Annotated in this window: 17 protein-coding genes; 2 read left to right on the forward strand and 15 right to left on the reverse strand. The window is 68.4% G+C overall.

Features of this window, described 5'->3' with window-relative positions; translation table 11 throughout:
• Nucleotides 1-4: 4 nt before the first annotated feature.
• From ORK51_RS09240 to glnA, 10 genes are all read right to left on the reverse strand, one after another.
• Nucleotides 5-571, reverse strand: a complete 567-nt coding sequence (locus ORK51_RS09240) for a superoxide dismutase family protein (protein WP_266084772.1) — start codon at nucleotides 569-571, stop codon at nucleotides 5-7.
• A 93-nt stretch (nucleotides 572-664) separates the two neighbouring features.
• On the reverse strand, nucleotides 665-2,116 hold the full coding sequence (ntrC, locus tag ORK51_RS09245; protein WP_266084773.1) for a nitrogen regulation protein NR(I): 1,452 nt from the start codon (nucleotides 2,114-2,116) through the stop codon (nucleotides 665-667).
• On the reverse strand, nucleotides 2,109-3,167 hold the full coding sequence (locus tag ORK51_RS09250; protein ID WP_266084774.1) for a two-component system sensor histidine kinase NtrB: 1,059 nt from the start codon (nucleotides 3,165-3,167) through the stop codon (nucleotides 2,109-2,111). The genes ntrC and ORK51_RS09250 overlap by 8 nt, the downstream gene beginning before the upstream one ends.
• 54 nt (nucleotides 3,168-3,221) lie before the next feature.
• On the reverse strand, nucleotides 3,222-3,572 hold the full coding sequence (locus ORK51_RS09255; protein WP_070426364.1) for a VOC family protein: 351 nt from the start codon (nucleotides 3,570-3,572) through the stop codon (nucleotides 3,222-3,224).
• 22 nt (nucleotides 3,573-3,594) lie between these two features.
• Entirely contained in the window at nucleotides 3,595-3,888 is a 294-nt protein-coding gene (locus tag ORK51_RS09260; RefSeq protein ID WP_070426363.1) for an immunity 53 family protein, read from the reverse strand.
• A gap of 5 nt (nucleotides 3,889-3,893) precedes the next feature.
• On the reverse strand, nucleotides 3,894-5,072 hold the full coding sequence (gene mltA, locus ORK51_RS09265; protein WP_429000649.1) for a murein transglycosylase A: 1,179 nt from the start codon (nucleotides 5,070-5,072) through the stop codon (nucleotides 3,894-3,896).
• Nucleotides 5,069-5,818, reverse strand: coding sequence for an N-acetylmuramoyl-L-alanine amidase (locus tag ORK51_RS09270; protein ID WP_070473812.1), 750 nt, complete (start codon nucleotides 5,816-5,818; stop codon nucleotides 5,069-5,071). The genes mltA and ORK51_RS09270 overlap by 4 nt, the downstream gene beginning before the upstream one ends.
• A gap of 141 nt (nucleotides 5,819-5,959) precedes the next feature.
• The gene (locus ORK51_RS09275) at nucleotides 5,960-7,393 is read right to left on the reverse strand and encodes an ammonium transporter (RefSeq protein WP_266084775.1); all 1,434 of its coding nucleotides are present in this window, start codon (nucleotides 7,391-7,393) and stop codon (nucleotides 5,960-5,962) included.
• An 18-nt stretch (nucleotides 7,394-7,411) separates the two neighbouring features.
• Nucleotides 7,412-7,750, reverse strand: coding sequence for a P-II family nitrogen regulator (locus ORK51_RS09280; RefSeq protein WP_019184907.1), 339 nt, complete (start codon nucleotides 7,748-7,750; stop codon nucleotides 7,412-7,414).
• 349 nt (nucleotides 7,751-8,099) lie between these two features.
• The gene (gene glnA / locus ORK51_RS09285; RefSeq protein WP_019184908.1) at nucleotides 8,100-9,509 is read right to left on the reverse strand and encodes a type I glutamate--ammonia ligase; all 1,410 of its coding nucleotides are present in this window, start codon (nucleotides 9,507-9,509) and stop codon (nucleotides 8,100-8,102) included.
• A 223-nt stretch (nucleotides 9,510-9,732) separates the two neighbouring features.
• On the opposite strand from glnA, the gene ORK51_RS09290 reads away from it, so the two are divergent.
• Both ORK51_RS09290 and ORK51_RS09295 read left to right on the forward strand, forming a co-directional pair.
• Nucleotides 9,733-10,527, forward strand: a complete 795-nt coding sequence (locus tag ORK51_RS09290; protein ID WP_026070060.1) for an undecaprenyl-diphosphate phosphatase — start codon at nucleotides 9,733-9,735, stop codon at nucleotides 10,525-10,527.
• 71 nt (nucleotides 10,528-10,598) lie between these two features.
• Nucleotides 10,599-11,423, forward strand: a complete 825-nt coding sequence (locus ORK51_RS09295) for an META and DUF4377 domain-containing protein (RefSeq protein ID WP_266084776.1) — start codon at nucleotides 10,599-10,601, stop codon at nucleotides 11,421-11,423.
• Nucleotides 11,424-11,563: 140 nt separating this feature from the next.
• Here the strand turns inward: ORK51_RS09295 and ORK51_RS09300 are convergent, their stop codons facing one another.
• From ORK51_RS09300 to ORK51_RS09320, 5 genes are all read right to left on the reverse strand, one after another.
• A complete protein-coding gene (locus ORK51_RS09300) occupies nucleotides 11,564-12,175 on the reverse strand; it encodes a YbhB/YbcL family Raf kinase inhibitor-like protein (protein WP_266084777.1) in 612 nt (203 codons plus the stop codon).
• Nucleotides 12,176-12,185: 10 nt separating this feature from the next.
• Nucleotides 12,186-14,255 (reverse strand): tetratricopeptide repeat protein, encoded by a 2,070-nt coding sequence (locus tag ORK51_RS09305; RefSeq protein WP_266084778.1) that lies wholly within the window; start codon nucleotides 14,253-14,255, stop codon nucleotides 12,186-12,188.
• 60 nt (nucleotides 14,256-14,315) lie between these two features.
• Complete coding sequence (locus ORK51_RS09310; protein WP_026070062.1) at nucleotides 14,316-15,311, reverse strand: YheT family hydrolase; 996 nt, start codon at nucleotides 15,309-15,311, stop codon at nucleotides 14,316-14,318.
• 56 nt (nucleotides 15,312-15,367) lie between these two features.
• Nucleotides 15,368-16,159, reverse strand: coding sequence for a lysophospholipid acyltransferase family protein (locus tag ORK51_RS09315; protein ID WP_266084779.1), 792 nt, complete (start codon nucleotides 16,157-16,159; stop codon nucleotides 15,368-15,370).
• A 181-nt stretch (nucleotides 16,160-16,340) separates the two neighbouring features.
• Nucleotides 16,341-16,778, reverse strand: a complete 438-nt coding sequence (locus ORK51_RS09320; protein ID WP_070426356.1) for a hotdog fold thioesterase — start codon at nucleotides 16,776-16,778, stop codon at nucleotides 16,341-16,343.
• Nucleotides 16,779-16,783 lie beyond the last annotated feature (5 nt).

A 16,783-nucleotide genomic window follows, 5' to 3' on the forward strand; every position in this document is an offset into this window, starting at 1 on the left:
GCGATCAGCGCACGACCCGGATGACGCCGCAGGCAATTCGGGCGCCGGCGTTGCCGGCCGGCTGGCTGCGGTAATCGTCGGCATTGGCATGCACGATCAGTGCACGCCCGGCGATATCGGTGGCTGCGCCGCCGCCAAGGGTAACCGCTGGCAGGCGGATGTCGACGTTGACGCGTCCCTGCGCATCGGCACGCAGGTTGTCCATGTCACCGGCGTGGTGCGCGCCGGCACTGTTGCGGCCGTGCGGCTGCCCGGCCGGATTGAAATGCGCACCGGCGCTGCTGGCATCGACCGCACTGCAGTCGCCGCGCTCATGCACGTGGAACCCGGCCACCTGCAGCGGCTGCAGGCCCCCGATGACACCGGTGATGTGTACGCCACGTGCATCGGGAACCAGCGCAAGGCGCCCACTGACCAGGCTGGCCGAGGCGGGCGACAGATTGGCCTCTGCCATCTGCGCGGTGCTGACCACCGGCACGATGGGGGCGGCGGGACGCGGCGGCGGCGTGCTGCCACAGGCGGCCAGACCGACCGCGATCGCCGCAGCGAGGACGACATGGGAACTGCGCATGGGAAGACTCCTTGATTGCAAACTAACCGTGTGCTCGTCCACAGGCCATGAAAGCGGCCCGGACATGGCGCACACGCGGTGTGGACATGCGGTTCATCCGCCGCGCCGGCGCCCGGCGCCGAGCTTGCGGGTGAGCGTGTTTCGACCCATGCCCAGCCGCGCGGCCGCCTCGGCACGGCGGCCGTGGGTGATCTGCAGGGCGGCTTCGAGCAGGGCCTGGTCGACCCGGTCACGCACCTGGGCGTGCAGGCCTTCGGCACCTTCAGCCAGTCGCTGGCGCGCCCACGCCGAGAGCAGCGTTTCCCACTGCCCCGGATCGCCGGCACTGCGCGCGCGCGGCGCACCGGCACTGCGGTGCAGCGCGCTGTCCACGTCGGCCACGCCAATGCTGTCGGCGGCGGCAAGCGCGGCCATGCGCCAGCACACGTTTTCCAGCTCCCGTACGTTGCCGGGCCAATCGTGTTCGCGCAGCGCCTGCAGCGCGGCGGCAGTGAGCCGCTTGGGCGGCGTATCCAGCTTGTGTGCCGCGGCCGCGAGGAAGGTCTCGGCCAGCTGCGCGATGTCGTCGCGACGCTCGCGCAGCGGCGGCAACCGCAGCCGCACCACATCCAGCCGGTGCAGCAGGTCGGCACGGAAGCGACCCTGCGCCACCAGCGTTTCCAGGTCCTGGTGGGTCGCGGCGATCACGCGCACATCCACGCGGATCAGCTCACGCCCGCCGACGCGGAAGAACTCGCCCTCGGCCAGCACGCGCAGCAGTCGCGTCTGCAGCGGCAACGGCATGTCGCCGATTTCATCCAGGAACAGCGTGCCGCCATTGGCCTGTTCGAAACGGCCGATGTGGCGGCGCTGGGCACCGGTGAACGCGCCCGCCTCGTGGCCGAACAACTCGCTTTCCAGCAGTTCGGACGGAATGGCCGCGGTATTGAGTGCGACGAACGGGCCCTGCACGCGCGGCGACTCATGGTGCAGCGCATGCGCGACCAGCTCCTTGCCGGTGCCGGTCTCGCCATTGATCAGCACCGACAGCGGTGCCTGCGCCAAGCGTCCAATCGCGCGGAACAGCGCGCGCATCGCAGGCGTATCGCCGACCAGCTGCGGACGCTGATCGGGCGGCGTCGTGCTGGCGGTCTCGCTCGGCTCGGCCAGGGTGACATCCGGCGCGGGCAGCACCCGCTGCGCCAGCGCGACCGCATCATCCAGATCGAACGGCTTGGACAGGAATTCCTGCGCGCCACCGCGGAAGGCGCCGGCCGTGCTCGCCACATCGGTATAGGCCGACATCACGATCACCGGCAGCTGCGGATGCGCCGCCTTGAGCTTGTCCAGCAGGACCAGCCCGTCATCGCCGGGCATGCGGACATCGGTGAACAGCAGATCCGGTGGCGGCTGTTCGGACAGCATCGCCAAGGCGGCCGCCGCGCCGTCGAACCCTTCGACGCGGTACCCGGCCTCACGCAGTGCGGTGCACAGCACGAAGCGCACCGCGCGGTCATCGTCGACCACCCAGATGCGCTGGGCGGTGGTATCGACCTGGTCAGCCATGGGCGGCGGTGTCCTCGGCGGGGGTGCCCTGCCCGATCGGCAGCAGCACGGTGAATACGGTGTGGCCCGGGCGCGAGCGGTAGGTCAGGGTGCCGCGGTGCTCGCGCGCGACCTGCTGGGCCAGCGCCAGGCCCAGCCCGGTGCCCTCGGCACGACCACTGACCAGCGGCAGGAACAGGTGCTCGGCCAGGTCTTCGGGCACGCCACGGCCGTCATCGGCGATTTCCAGCCGCAGCGCCAGCGGGTGCAGCTGATCGGTGATGCGCACGCCGTGCTCCACGCGCGTGCGCAGGGTGACGGTGCCCGCACCGGCCTGGATCGCATTGCGGACCAGGTTCCACACGGCCTGGGTGAGGCGGTCGGCATCGCCATCGAACTCGGGAATGCTGGGATCGTAATCGCGCTGGATCCGGACCGCCCAGCCACCTTCGCTTTCGGCCAGCCGCAGCACGCGCTCCAGCGAGGCATGGATATTGAGCGGTGCGTGCGGCGCGGCCGGCGCGGGCGACAGCAGCTGCTCGAGCAGGCCGTTGAGGCGCTCGATCTCCGAGCCGATCAGCTCGATCAGTTCGCGCTCGTCCGGATCGCGCTGCGCGTTGCGCCGCGCCAGCAGCTGGGCCGCGCCCTTCAAGCCGGCCAGCGGATTGCGCAGCTCGTGCGCCAGGCCCTTGAGCGCGGCACTGAGTGCGCTGGGCAGCGCCTGGGTGGGGTCCAACCCCGGGAACTCATCGACCGGATGCGCCTCCAGCAGCCAGCCGCCCTCGTCCCAGCGGCTCAGCCACCCCTCGGCAAAACGGGGCGCATCGCCCGGCAGCGCCAGGGCCAGCCGGTGCAGACGCAGGGTGTCGCGCTCATCGCGGGCCAGGAAGTGGGCCAGGGCATCGCCCTGTGCCTCCAGCGAGGCCAGCGGCTGGCCCAGCAGGCGGCGCACGCTCACGCCCAGCCAGCGCGCGAACGCAGGATTGCAGCCCACCACACGGCCGCTGGCGTCGGCCCAGGCGACCGGGGTGCCGAGGGCGTCGAGGGCGGGAGGCGGGAGCACGGCGGTCATTGCACCAATGTAGTGCAAAACGGCAGGCCTGTTGATCCCGGTTTCCTGCCTCGCTCACGCATGCTGCAGGATGTTGACCAGCCGGCCCAACGGATCGCGGAGGTAGAACCGACGCACGCCCCACGGTTCGCTGGCTGGGCCATAGGCGATGGGGAGGTTGGCCGCGTGCACCCGTCGAAGCACTTCGTCCAGATCGTCGACCTCGATGGAGAGATCGGGCACGGCGGTACCGGCGCCGCCTTCGGACGCCACACTCACCTGGACAGTCATATCCGCGGATCCCGCATAGGTGCGGATCCAGCCGTGATCCATGACCAGCGCCAGGCCGAGGATGTCCCTATAGAAACTGTCCGCGGCGGCCGGATCGGACGCGGCGATGTTGGCGATGATGCGTTTGACCTTCATGAATCCTCCGGGCAATCGATCGCTAGGCCTCAGCCCAGCTGAGAAATACACCAAGCAACTCAGTCAGGTTCCCGATACCACCGCTCGCTACAAACTGCGACTTCTCAACCGTGCAGATAATCCAGTCGGCATCATCTTCCGAGTCCCCGCGGCTGATCGATGCAAAGGGCTTTTGCTCAAGCTCCGTCTCGATGAGATCAATGCAGACGTGCCAGCCGGGGTTATCAAGGGTGTCGATAGTGACCCCGAACGTATGCTCCCAGTCCTCGTTGCACTGCCTTCGATACCAGTGCTGGAGTCGCTGCAGTTCATCCATCGGTGTCACTCGCTCTTGTCAGGCGCCTTCGGCAACGCCACACCCTTCGGCCACAGCATCCAGATCGTACCCTTCTGCTTCATGTGCCCGGCCAGCTCGCCAGCCGCATCGCCAGTGCCCCAGAACAGGTCCGCGCGCACTTCGCCGGTGATGGCACCGCCGGTGTCCTGCGCGGCGACCGGGCGCACCAGCGCGGTGCCGTCCGGGCGCGTGGTGGACAGCCACAGCAGGCTGCCCAGTGGCACGACGTTGCGGTCCACCGCGACGCTGTAGCCGGCGGTCAGCGGCACGTTCAACGAGCCGCGCGGGCCTTCGTCGCTGTCCGGGCCGCGGGTGAAGAACACATAGCTGGGATTGCTGGCCAGCAGTTCGGGCACGCGGGTCGGGTGGGCATCGGCCCAGGCGCGGATGGCGGCCATGCTGACGTCGGCCTGCTTCAGCTCACCCTGCTCCACCAGCCAGCGGCCGATGGGGCGATAGGGATGGCCGTTCTGGTCGGCGTAGGCGATCCGCAGCTGACGGCCATCGGCCAGCTGGACGCGGCCCGATCCCTGGATCTGCAGGAACTGCAGGTCCATCGGGCTGGTCAGCCAGGCCAGTACGGGTGCCTTGACGCCGTTCGCGGCGATCCGCGCGGCATCGTCATACGGCTTGAGCACGCGCCCTTCCACGCGTCCGCGCAGGCGCTTGCCCTTGAGTTCGGGATAAAGACTCTCGAGCTGGACGCTGATCATGTCGTCGGGCACGCCGTACACCGGCACCGCCGCCTGGGCGGTGCGGGTGAGGCTGCCCGCATAGATCGGCTCGTAGTAACCGGTGATCAGGCCATCGGCCCGGTTGCCACCGGCGCGCAGGGCATAGACGTCGAGATTCGCCTGCAGGAACTGGCGGATGGCGGCCGGCGTGGTGGCAACCTTGGCGGCCGCGGCGCAGGTGGGTGCCCAGTTGGCCTCTGTCTTCAGGCGCGGGCAGGCACTGCGCCAGGCGGCGAAGCCGGCCTGCAGATCGGCGTCCGCGACGGCGGGCAATGCGTTCCAACTCGCCTTTGCGTAGGTGCTGGTGGGCACGGTCGATGGCGATGACGCAGGCCGCTGCGGCGCGACCGCGCAGGCGCTCAACATGGCCAACCCGACCCCCGACAGCGCGGCGTGCTTGAGTGCGTGGCGAAGGGAATCGGACTTCATGGGCGGCGTTCCTGTTGCAGCAGCAGCGAGTGCAGGATGCGGGCGTCTTCGGCATCGAGATCTGCGGGAAGATCGTCGCGCCCGCGGAAGCGGCGATGGAAGGCGCCGACCGCGGCCGCCCGGTCGTCCATCGGGTAGCCGAAGGCCTGCAGGGCCATCCAGGCATCAAAGCCGGCCGGTGCCGGGCCATCGGCTGCGCGCGGCCATACGCCGAAACCGGCTTCGGCCAGCTGCTGCCACGGGAAGAAACGGCTGGGATCCTGCTTGCGCGAGGGCGCCAGATCGGCATGCGCGATGATCTGGCTGGGCGGAATGCGCAGGCGCGTGCACAGGTCATCCAGCAGGCGGATCAGGGCCGCGATCTGTGCCGGTGCGAACGGCGTGTCGCCATCGTTGTCGATCTCGATGCCGATCGAGGCCGAGTTGAGATCGGTGATCGTCCCCCAGCGACCGGGACCGGCATGCCAGGCGCGCCGGTCATCGCCGACCAGTTGGTAGATGTGGCCATCGGCCCCGACCAGATAGTGCGAACTGACCTTGCCGCCGCTGTTGGCGCTGCGCAGCGTGTCCAGGCTCTGCTGCACGGAATGCTGATCGGTGTGGTGCAGCACGATCACCACCGGCGCGCGCGCGTTGTGGTTCGGCGACGGCACCCAGGTGGCGAGCGGGCTGCGGACCTCGGTGCTGGCGCAGGCGGCGAGCAGCAGAAGGGCGAGCAGTGCGAGGGAAGTACGGGTCACGTGCATGCCTGCATTGTGCGTGATTGCACGATCAGCTGCCAAAGCACGGTAATGCCCGGCAGGCGCCCACAAAAAACCGGCGACCCGAAGGCCGCCGGCAAAGGTAGAACATCTCTCTCTCGTTTCTAATGCGGTATCGCGCGCGGATCAGGCCTCGTAGGCCGACTCGCCGTGCGAGGTGACGTCCAGGCCGGTGCGCTCGGCTTCTTCGGTGACGCGCAGGCCGAACACCATGCGCACCACCAGCAGGATCAGCACGGTGGCTACGGCACACCAGACGATGGTGAAGCCGACGCTGACCAGCTGCACCCAGACCTGGTGGCCGATGTCCAGGTCGGCCTTGGTGCCGCCCAGCGACTGCGCGCTGAACACACCGGTGAGCAGCGCACCGACGATGCCGCCGATGCCGTGCACGCCGAACACATCGGCGGTGTCATCGACCTTGAGCAGGCGCTTGAGGCCGGTGACGCCCCAGACGCAGACCACGCCGGCGACCAGGCCGATCACGATCGCACCCAGCGGGCCGACGGTGCCGCAGGCCGGGGTGATGCCGACCAGGCCGGCGACGGCGCCGGAGGCAGCGCCCAGCGCGGACGGCTTGCCCTTGCTGACCGCTTCGACCAGGGTCCAGCCAAGCACCGCGGCGGCGGTGGCGAGGATGGTGTTGATGAAGGCCAGCGAGGCGACGGTGTCGGCGGCGGCCGCCGAGCCGGCGTTGAAGCCGAACCAGCCCACCCACAGCAGCATCGCGCCGATATAGGTGAACGGCACGTTGTGCGGCTTCAGTGCGGTCTGGCCGTAGCCGATGCGCTTGCCGACGAAGTACGCGCCGACCAGGCCGGCCACGCCGGCATTGATGTGGACCACGGTGCCACCGGCGAAGTCGATCGCGCCCATCTCACCCAGATAGCCGCCGCCCCACACGATGTGCGCCATCGGGATGTAGCTCAGGGTGAACCACAGGGCCGAGAACAGCAGCACGGCCTTGAACTTGATGCGCTCGGCGAACGCACCCACGATCAGCGCGGTGGTGATGCCGGCGAAGGTCGACTGGAAGGCGACGAACAGATAATCCGGCAGGCCGGCGATCGGCGTGTTGCCGACGGTATCCGGGCCGAAGCCCTTGAGGAAGGCGAACTCGGTGAACGAGCCGAAGAAGGCGTTGCCTTGGCTGAACACCGCGCTGTAGCCGTAGGCCACCCACAGCATCAGCACCAGCGAGAACACCACCAGGATCTGGCTGAGGATGGACAGCACGTTCTTGGAGCGCACCAGGCCGCCGTAGAACAGGGCCAGGCCCGGCACCACCATCAGCAGCACCAGCAAGGTGGAGGTGAGCATCCAGGCGACATCGCCGTGATCGAACGTGGCCGCTGCGGCGGCTTCAGCGACCGGGGCGGCCGTGGCTTCCGGCGTGGCCGGCAGCGGCTCGACCGCGACCGTCTCCGACGGTGCCGGGGTGACCTGGGCCTGGGCGTGTGCACTGCTGGAGAAGGCACCGACGGCCAGCGCGCTGAGCAGCATCATCAGGCACACGGCATGGAACCGGGCTTGCCACCCGGTGAACAAAGAGGTCTTCATTGTGGGCTCCGAGTGGGGTTAGAGCGCGTCAGCGCCGATTTCGCCGGTGCGGATGCGGACGACCTGTTCGACCGCGGTGACAAAGATCTTGCCGTCGCCGATCTTGCCGGTGCCGGCCGCGGTCTGGATGGCCTCGACCACGGCCTCCAGGCGATCGTCGGTCACGACGGTCTCGATCTTGATCTTCGGCAGGAAATCCACGACGTACTCCGCGCCGCGATACAACTCGGTGTGGCCCTTCTGGCGCCCGAAGCCTTTGACTTCGGTCACGGTGATGCCCGACACGCCAGCGTCGGAGAGGGCCTCGCGGACCTCGTCGAGCTTGAACGGCCGGATGATGGCGGAGATCAGTTTCATGCGCATATCCCGATGGTGGATGGAACCGGCCCGCGTGGGGCCGATGTCAGGTCAACCGGCGGCCACTTGCACATGGCCGCCGGTCGTTGCGCCGAACGTTGCATGGGCCACGCCGTTGCCGACGCCCGAAGGGCGACGCCAGCGGTGACGCGGGAGGGAGGAAGGGCCCATGACACGCGTCCGGTCTCTCTTGCCCCTGGTGGTGGAGCGGACCAACGGTCCGCTCTACCTTTTTCAGCGGACCGACGGTCCGCTCTACAACATGGTCGCCTTGCCGGCTCCCCAGCCGGAAAAGCGGCGACGATGACGAAGGGTGGGAGGGAAATCCTTCGTCATCGTCACCTGTTGCTCAGTTCGCGTAGTACATCTGGTACTCGAGCGGGTGGGTCGCCGCGCGGAACTTGGTGACTTCCTGCATCTTCAGCGCGATGTAGCCGTCGATGAAGTCGTCGCTCATCACGCCACCGGCCTTGAGGAACTCGCGGTCCTTGTCCAGCGCTTCCAGGGCCTGGTCCAGCGAGGAGCAGACCTGCGGGATCAGCTTCTCTTCTTCCGGCGGCAGGTCGTACAGATCCTTGTCGCTCGGTGCGCCCGGGTCGATCTGGTTCTTGATGCCGTCCAGGCCGGCCATCATCAGCACGGTGAAGGTCAGGTAGCCGGACTGGATCGGATCGGGGAAGCGCATTTCGATGCGGCGCGCCTTCGGGTTGGACACCCACGGAATGCGGCACGAGGCGGAACGGTTGCGGGCCGAGTAGGCCAGCATCACCGGGGCTTCGAAGCCCGGGACCAGGCGCTTGTAGCTGTTGGTGCCGGAGTTGGCGAAGGCATTGATCGCCTTGGCGTGCTTGAAGATGCCGCCGATGTACCACAGCGCCAGCTGGCTCAGGCCGCCGTAGCCATCACCGGAGAACAGGTTGGTGCCGCCCTTGGAGAGCGACTGGTGCACGTGCATGCCGCTGCCGTTGTCGCCGACCAGCGGCTTGGGCATGAAGGTGGCGGTCTTGCCATTGCGGTGGGCAACGTTCTTGATGACGTGCTTCATGCGCAGCAGTTCATCGGCCTTCTGCACCAGGGTGCTGAACTTGGTGCCGATCTCGCACTGGCCGGCGGTCGCCACTTCGTGGTGCTGCACTTCCACTTCGATGCCGACCTGTTCCAGGGTCTTGCACATTTCCGCACGCAGGTCGTGGAGCGAATCGGTCGGCGGGACCGGGAAGTAGCCGCCCTTGACGGCCGGACGGTAGCCGCTGTTGGCGCCGTCGTACTTGTCACCGGTGCTCCAGGCCGCTTCTTCGGAATCGATCTTGAAGAAGGTGTGGCCCATGTCGTTGGCGAAGCGGACCGAATCGAAGATGAAGAACTCCGGCTCCGGACCGAAGAAGGCCTGCTCGGCGATGCCGGAGGACTTCAGGTAGGCCTCGGCGCGCTTGGCGATGCCGCGCGGGCAGCGGCCGTACGGCTGCATGGTGGCCGGATCGAGGATGTCGCAGCTGATGACCAGGGTCGGGTCGGCGTAGAACGGGTCGATGTAGGCGCTGGACGGGTCCGGCAGCAGGACCATGTCCGACTCGTTGATGCCCTTCCAGCCGGCGATCGAGCTGCCATCGAACATCTTGCCTTCTTCAAACAGCGACGGCTCCACGATGCTGACCGGGAAGGTGACGTGCTGCTCGATACCACGCATATCGACGAAACGCAGGTCGACGAACTCGATCTGGTTGTCCTTGATCAGCTTCTCAACATTTTCCACGGACATCGGTGAAACCTCAGATGGGTGATTGCCTGAGTGGATAGAGCAATCCCCGTGCCAACTTTTCAGACTTCACAAACCCTTGATTTCACTGGGCTGCCCGCCCCCGCGGTGCACGCCCATCCGCACCAAAATAGTGCACGCCCTGCACCACGCACACATTTGGTGCGGGACGCGGATGTTTTATGCTGCCTCCCGATTTCACCCATTCCGAGCCCCAGCCCCCCCGATGTCCGACCTGCTCTCCGCCCTCCTTCTGGGCATTCTTGAAGGCCTCACCGAATTCCTGCCGATCTCCAGCACCGGCCACCTGCTGATCGCCCAGCACTGGTTGGGCGCACGCTCGGACTTCTTCAACATCATCATCCAGGCCGGCGCGATCCTGGCGATCACGCTGGTGTTCCGGCAGCGGCTGTGGACCCTGGCGACCGGCCTGCATGAGCGCGCCAACCGCGATTACGTGCTCAAGCTCGGCACCGCCTTCCTGGTCACCGCCGTGGTCGGCCTTCCGGTCCGCCTGGCCGGCTGGGAACTGCCGGAGACGGTCACGCCGGTGGCCTGGGCACTGATCATCGGCGGCCTGTGGATGATCCTGGTGGAGGCCTACACCGCACGCCTGCCCGAGCGCGATGAGGTGACCTGGAAGGTCGCCATCCTGGTCGGTGTGGCGCAGGTGGTGGCCGGTGTGTTCCCGGGCACCTCGCGGTCGGCGGCGGCGATCTTCATCGCGATGCTGTTCGGCCTGAGCCGCCGCGCGAAAGCCACCGAGTTCGTGTTCCTGGTCGGCATCCCGACCATGTTCGCCGCCAGCGGCTATGCCTTCCTGGAACTGGCCAAGGACGGCAAGCTCGCCAGTGAGAACTGGACCGACGTCGGCGTGGCCTTCCTTGCCGCGGTCGTCACCGGCTTCATCGTAGTGAAGTGGTTGCTGGGCTACATCAAGTCGCACAAGTTCACGGCGTTCGCGGTCTACCGCATCGCACTGGGCGCGGCCTTGCTGCTCTGGTTGCCCGCTGGCAACTGAACGGCCCGGCGCCGGCCTGACCCCGTTGGGGGCGCGCCGGCGTTTTTCCCCAGGTTCCCAAGGAGATGTACATGAAACGCACCCTGATGCTGATGCTGCCGCTGGCCCTGATAGCCGCCTGCAGCAACCCTTCCACCGCCCCGGCCGGCCGCGATGACCTCGCCCCGGCACCGACCGCCGCCGCCGACCAGGCTGCCGTGGCCCGCCTGGATGTGCAGCGCCTGCAGGGCAGCCATTGGCGCCTGGAATCGGCTACCGATGCCAGCGGCAAGCGCATCGATGCGCTGTTCGCCCGCGCCGACAAGCCGGTCACGCTGGACTTCAAGGATGACCGCATCGCGATCAGCAACACCTGCAACCGCATGGGCGGGGGCTACACGCTGGCCGATGGTTCGCTGACCGTCTCGCCGATGGCCTCGACCATGATGGCCTGCACCGACAAGAACCTGATGGCGCTGGACCAGGCCGTGGGCAGCCGCCTGGAAGGCGCGCTCAAGACCGAGCTGGGCGATGCCGGCCAGCTGACCCTGCGTACCGCCAACGGCGATGTGCTGGTGTTCACCCCGGAGCCGACCGCTGAGACCCGCTACGGCGGCGAAGGCGAAACGGTGTTCCTGGAGGTGGCCGCGCAGACCAAGCCGTGCCCGCACCCGCTGATCCGCGACAAGCAGTGCCTGCAGACGCGCGAGATCCGCTACGACGCCAACGGCATCAAGCAGGGCGAGCCGGGCGAGTGGCAGAACTTCTACGACGTCATCGAGGGCTACACCCACGAAGACGGCGTGCGCAACGTGGTGCGCGTGAAGCGCTACACGATCGCCAACCCACCGGCCGATGCCTCGTCCAACGCCTACGTGCTGGACATGGTGGTCGAGTCGGCGAACGAGAAGAAATAAGAACGCAGAAGGGCGGCCGCTGGCCGCCCTTCTTCATCCTGTAGTGCCGGCCGCTGGCCGGCTCCCGACAGCGCAGTACCGACCAACGGTCGGTACCTACCGGATGTGGTGACGACCAACGGTCGGCACCCACCGGGGGATCACGCCAGCGCCGGGTTCAACGTATACGTGCCATGCAGCGATGCTTCGGCCAGCACGTGCCCGTGCATCGCATGCAGCACATCGGCAGCGGTAAACGGCGTGGGCAGCTCCAGCTGCGCCACGTCCAGCGCGAACACGCGGAAGAAATAGCGGTGCACGCGCTCGTCGTTGAACGGCGGGTACGGGCCGTCATAGCCCAGGTACTGGCCGGCCATGTCCGGATTGCCGGCGAACCAACCGGTGAAATCGTTCAGGCCCTGGCGGCTGCCTTCCGGGCCGGCCGGCTGGGTCTTGCCGCGCACGGTGAAGCCGTCGCTGCAGCTGCCCGCGGCCAGCGCACGCACATCGGCGGGGATATCGGCCATCGCCCAGTGCGCGAAGTGGGCACGCGGTTGATCGCGTGGCACCGTGCAATCCTGCCGGCCGACCGTATCGGGCACGGTCGGCACATCCGGATCGATGCACAGCAGCGCGAACGACCGGGTGGCGGCCGGCACATCGTGCCAGGCCAGCTGCGGGTTGCGGTTGGGGGCGAAGCCTTCGGCATCGCCGGCCGCGAAGGTGGCGGCGATCGGTTGGCCGTTGGTGATGCTGTCACTGCTCAGATGCATACAGGTGTCCTCATTCTTCCGGGTAACCCAGGCGCACCGCGACCGAGGTCAGCAGCGCGAACGCCGGCCCCATCACCTCGCGGTAATCGCGCCAGTGGCCGGGGGCCATGCGGGCCGGGCCCAGCGTGCCGGCCGGCGGGAAACGCATGCCGAAGTGGGCACCGAGGTACTCGGCCATCGCCTGCGGATCGTTGCCGATCTCGTCGATCTTCAACAGCGCGTGCGGGTACAGGCTCTGCTCGTGCAGGGTGGCGACCTGGGCCAGCGCACGCGCCAGCCATTCGGCCGCTTCGTGCACCGAGGTCACCGCGAGCGGGGCCGGGGCACTGAAGGCGATCCACTCCAGCAGCATGTCGCGCGGGTCGCGCAGCACGATGACCAGGCGTGCCTCCGGCAGCTGGGGGCGCAGCGCCCACAGCAGCGCGTTGTCCCACCACAGCAGCCAATCGATCACCGCCCCGTCGGCGATGCCCCGGGCCGGCAACTGGCTGCGCCACTGCTCCACCAGTGCCTCGGGCGTGAGCTTGCCGGTCGAGAGCTCCTGCAGCGTGTGATAGCGCTGGAAGGGATCGTTGGGCGGCGTCGGCCCGAAGCGGTCACCACGCATCACCGGGCTGGCGGCGGCCATCGCGGCGACCACGCGTTCAACGCCGGAGCCGGGCGCGCCCCAGATGAACAGCGGGGCGATCGCATTGTCTTCAGCCACCGGCGCAAGGTCCGGCCAGCTCAGCGGTGCCTTGGCCTGCGGCGGCAGGGGCAGGCGCTGCGGCGCCTCGGCCGCATGCAGCTCGACCCATGTCCGCAGCGCATCGTGGTACTGGCCGGCACGGTCCTGCACTGAGCCCAGCCAGGCGCGCAGCCCCGCCCGGGCATCCTCCGGGGCCGTGTCCAGCAGCGCCTGCACGCGCGCGATCGCGGCAGCCGGCTCACGCGTGAGCAGTCCATCGACCAGGCGCACTTCACCGGAAACCCGGCCCGGCTCCAGCGCGACGATGCGCTCGGCCACGGCCTCGGCCTGGTCGGCTTCGTTGTTCATGTCGTGCAGGCGCAGACGCGTTTCCAGTGCCGGCAGGTGCTCCGGCATGGCCTGCAGCCAGCGTTCGCCCACGGCCACCGCTTCCGGGCCACCCACCGGTTCCACGGTAAGGCGCGCCATCCACAGGTCGTGCACCTCGGGATGATCGGCCAGGGTCGCATCCAGCGTCTCGCGGGCCTGCTGTTCACGGCCCAGGCGCTGCCACGCCATCAGCAGCAGCTGCAGCGTGTGCCGATCGGAGGGCCACTGCGCCAGCACCGGCAGCAGGTGCTCCAGCGCCTGCAACGGCTGGCCGGCCTGCAGTTCGAGCTCGCCGGCCAGGCGGCGCATGGCCGGCGTATCGCCGCCGGGCACGGCCAGGACCTGGCGCATCATGTCCGCTGCGCTCTCCAGGTTGCCCTGGCGCAGCGCGAGCTGGACGACCAGCCCCTGCAGGGCGGTGGTGGCCGGATTCAGGGCAAGTACCCGGCGGAAGGCCTGCTCGGCGAAGGCCAGCATGTCCTTGCCCAGGTAGGCAAAGCCCAGTGCGTAAAGCACCCGGGCATCATCCGGCAGCGCCTGGCTGGCCGCCGAGAGCTGGGCCAGCGCGCGATCCACCTCACCCCGGCGCAGCGCGACCATGCCCGAGAGGGCGGCCAGTTCCGGATGTTCCTCATCCACGCGCAGGCCCAGGCGGGTCAGGCGGTCGGCGTCGTCCACGTCATTGCGGGCCAGCGCCAGGTGCGCCTGCATCACGTACGCGGACAGTTCGTTGGGGTTGAGTTCGGCGGTGCGGTCCAGCGCCGAGCCGGCCGCGTCGAACTGGCGCAGGGCCAGCAACAGGCCGGCCTGCTGCAGATGCAGGTCGGCGTTGTCCGGCGCCAGCGTCAGGGCCTGCTGCAGGCTGGCCAGCGCGTCATCGAACTGGCCCTGCTGCTGCAGCGACAGCGACAGCCAGCGGTGCGCCTGCGGCTGCTCCGGCTCGGCCGCGATCCACTCGCGCGCCAGCTGCACGGCGTCGTCCACCGCATTGCGGCGCAGGGCTTGGAGAATCTGGTCTTGCATGACGGTCCGAACTCGAGGGCAAACCCCGATTGTAGCGGGGCCGGCCGGCCAGAACGGTTGTCAGGCCGGCGTGTTCGCCTCGATCCGCAGCCGCTGGGCCACCCAGCGCTCGGAGAAGCCATCACCACGCCAGTTTTCCAGGAAGCCGCAGTGGCCACCCCACGGGGCGATTTCCAGGTGGGCGTGGGCCGGCAGCCGCCAGCCGTTGAAGGTGGCGAACGGGATCACCGGGTCATCCTGCGCCATCAGGATGTCGGCCGGCACCTGCAGCCCGGCCAGGCGGTCGCCGGCGATGGAATACCCATCGAAGTAGGCCTGCAGCGAACCGAACTCGGTGTGGTGCTCGACCAGCCAGGCGGTCAGCGCGCGGATGTCCAGCTTGAGCACGCGGTCGTCCCAGTCGCTCAGCTCGGGGAACAGATCGCGCTTGCGACGCAGCGAGCCGGCCCATTTGCGCCGGAAGTACCAGTCGTACATCGCCGGGCCGTTCTCGATGCTCTCCATCGTGATCGCCGGGTCCAGCACCGGGCACACCGAGGCCACGCGGCGCAGCGGCACGCCGGCCGAGGGCGCGCGCAGGGCCAGGCGCAGCACGAAGTTGCCGCCCAGCGAATAGCCGGCGGCGACCAGCGGCAGCTCGGGCCAGCGGCGGGCGATGTCACCGGCTGCGTGCACCACTTCATCGATGCGGTTGGAGTGGAAGATGCCCGGGTTGAGGTGGTGGGTATTGCCATGGTCGCGGAAATTCAGCCGCACCACGTCGTAGCCCTCTTCCAGCAGCCGCGCGGCGGTCATGCGCATGTAGCTCGATTCGGCACTGCCTTCCCAACCATGCAGCAGCAGCGCCATGCCGACCGGCTGGCGCCCCTGGAGGTAGCTGTGCCAGCCCTGCAGGCGCACGCCCTCACCGCCATCGAGGATCAGCTCGTCGGTGTGCGCGCCGGTCGCCGCCAGCAGCACCAGCCCGCGCTGCATCCGCATCCGGCTCGAGCTGAGCATCGACTGCAAGTGCGGGTTGCGCAGCCAACGCGGGGGGTGATAGTCGGCAGCGGTCAACATGGGCGCGAGCCTGCTCCCGGCCGCGACGCTGGCGTGTGAAGGACCACCACCGCTTACTCGGCGGACATGGCCGCCAGGATGCGCGCGCGCGAGGTTTCCGCGATGCGGCGACGGCCTTCCAGATCGTGGGTATCAATGGGCGCGAGGAAGTGCACCTCGGCCCGCCGTGCCGGCTCTCCCAGCAGACGCAGGAAGTTGGCGAAGAAACTCTCTTTCGGGCCGAACGCGACAATGGTCTGCGCGTCACCGCGCCAGCCGTAGCGCAACGCGACCGGCTGCACCGGGACCTGGGTCTCGACCGCGGCCTGGAAGATGCGCGCATGGAAGGGGCCGACTTCATGGCCACCGCGGGTGCGCCCTTCCGGGAACACGCCCACTGCCTTGCCCTCGCGCAGGCGCACGACCATTTCCTGCATCACCCCACCCAGCGACTCGGTGCTGCCGCGCTGGTGGAAGATGGTCTGCCCGCGCGCGGCCAGCCAGCCGACCACCGGCCAGCCGGCGATCTCCTGCTTGGCCACGAAACCCATCATGCGCTGGCTGTGCAGCATCGAAATATCGACCCAGCTGACATGGTTGGCCACGAACAGCACCGCACCCGGCAGCGGTGTGCCGATCCGGTGCAGGCGGAAGCCGAAGATCCACATCAGCGCGCCCGACCAGGCGTTCACCGCCGCATGCTCGAACGTGCGCTGGCCCACGCGCACGCGCCCCCACGGCGGCAGCATGGCGATCAGCAGCATCGGCAGGAACAGCAACAGGTGGACCAGCAGCAGCGGTACGCGGTACAGGTAACGGCACACACGCGCCACGCCGCCACGTGAGGCCGGAGTGGGGGAATTCATCCGCGAACGATACCCGAGCGCCGCAGGCTCTGCCAGCGGAATCCGGACAAATCGATGGCAGGCCCAAGCCAGCCGCCGCACGCTGTCAAGCCAACGGCCACCGGCGGCACAACGGCCGTGCGCACATGCGCCGGCGCACTGTCATGAGCCACGCAACACAGCATCCGTGCCATGCGTGCGATCAGCCCGGGCGCACCGCGGGCACCACCGCCAGGGTCAACCGCGACGTGCAGACCAGCTTGCCGGCCGCGTCCTCGATGCGGATGTCCCACACCTGGGTGCTGCGCCCCACATGGACCGCACGCGCGGTGCCGGTGACCGTGCCGGCGCGCACCGCGCGGATGTGGTTGGCATTGATCTCCAACCCGACGCAGACCTCGCTGGTGGTATCCACGCACAGGTTGCCGGCGCTGCTGCCGAGGGTTTCGGCCAGCACGACGGAAGCTCCGCCATGCAGGATGCCGTACGGCTGGCGGGTGCGTTCGTCCACCGGCATGGTGGCGCTGATCCAGTCCTCGCCCGCCGCGGTGAACACGATGCCCAGGTGCTCGATGAGCGTGTTGCGGCTGAGCGTGTTGAGCGCCTGGATCGACACCGCGTCGCGGAATACCTGGGGCATGCAGC

The sequence above is a fragment of the Stenotrophomonas sp. RIT-551 genome, from assembly GCF_026241915.1.
Lineage (GTDB): Bacteria > Pseudomonadota > Gammaproteobacteria > Xanthomonadales > Xanthomonadaceae > Stenotrophomonas > Stenotrophomonas bentonitica_A.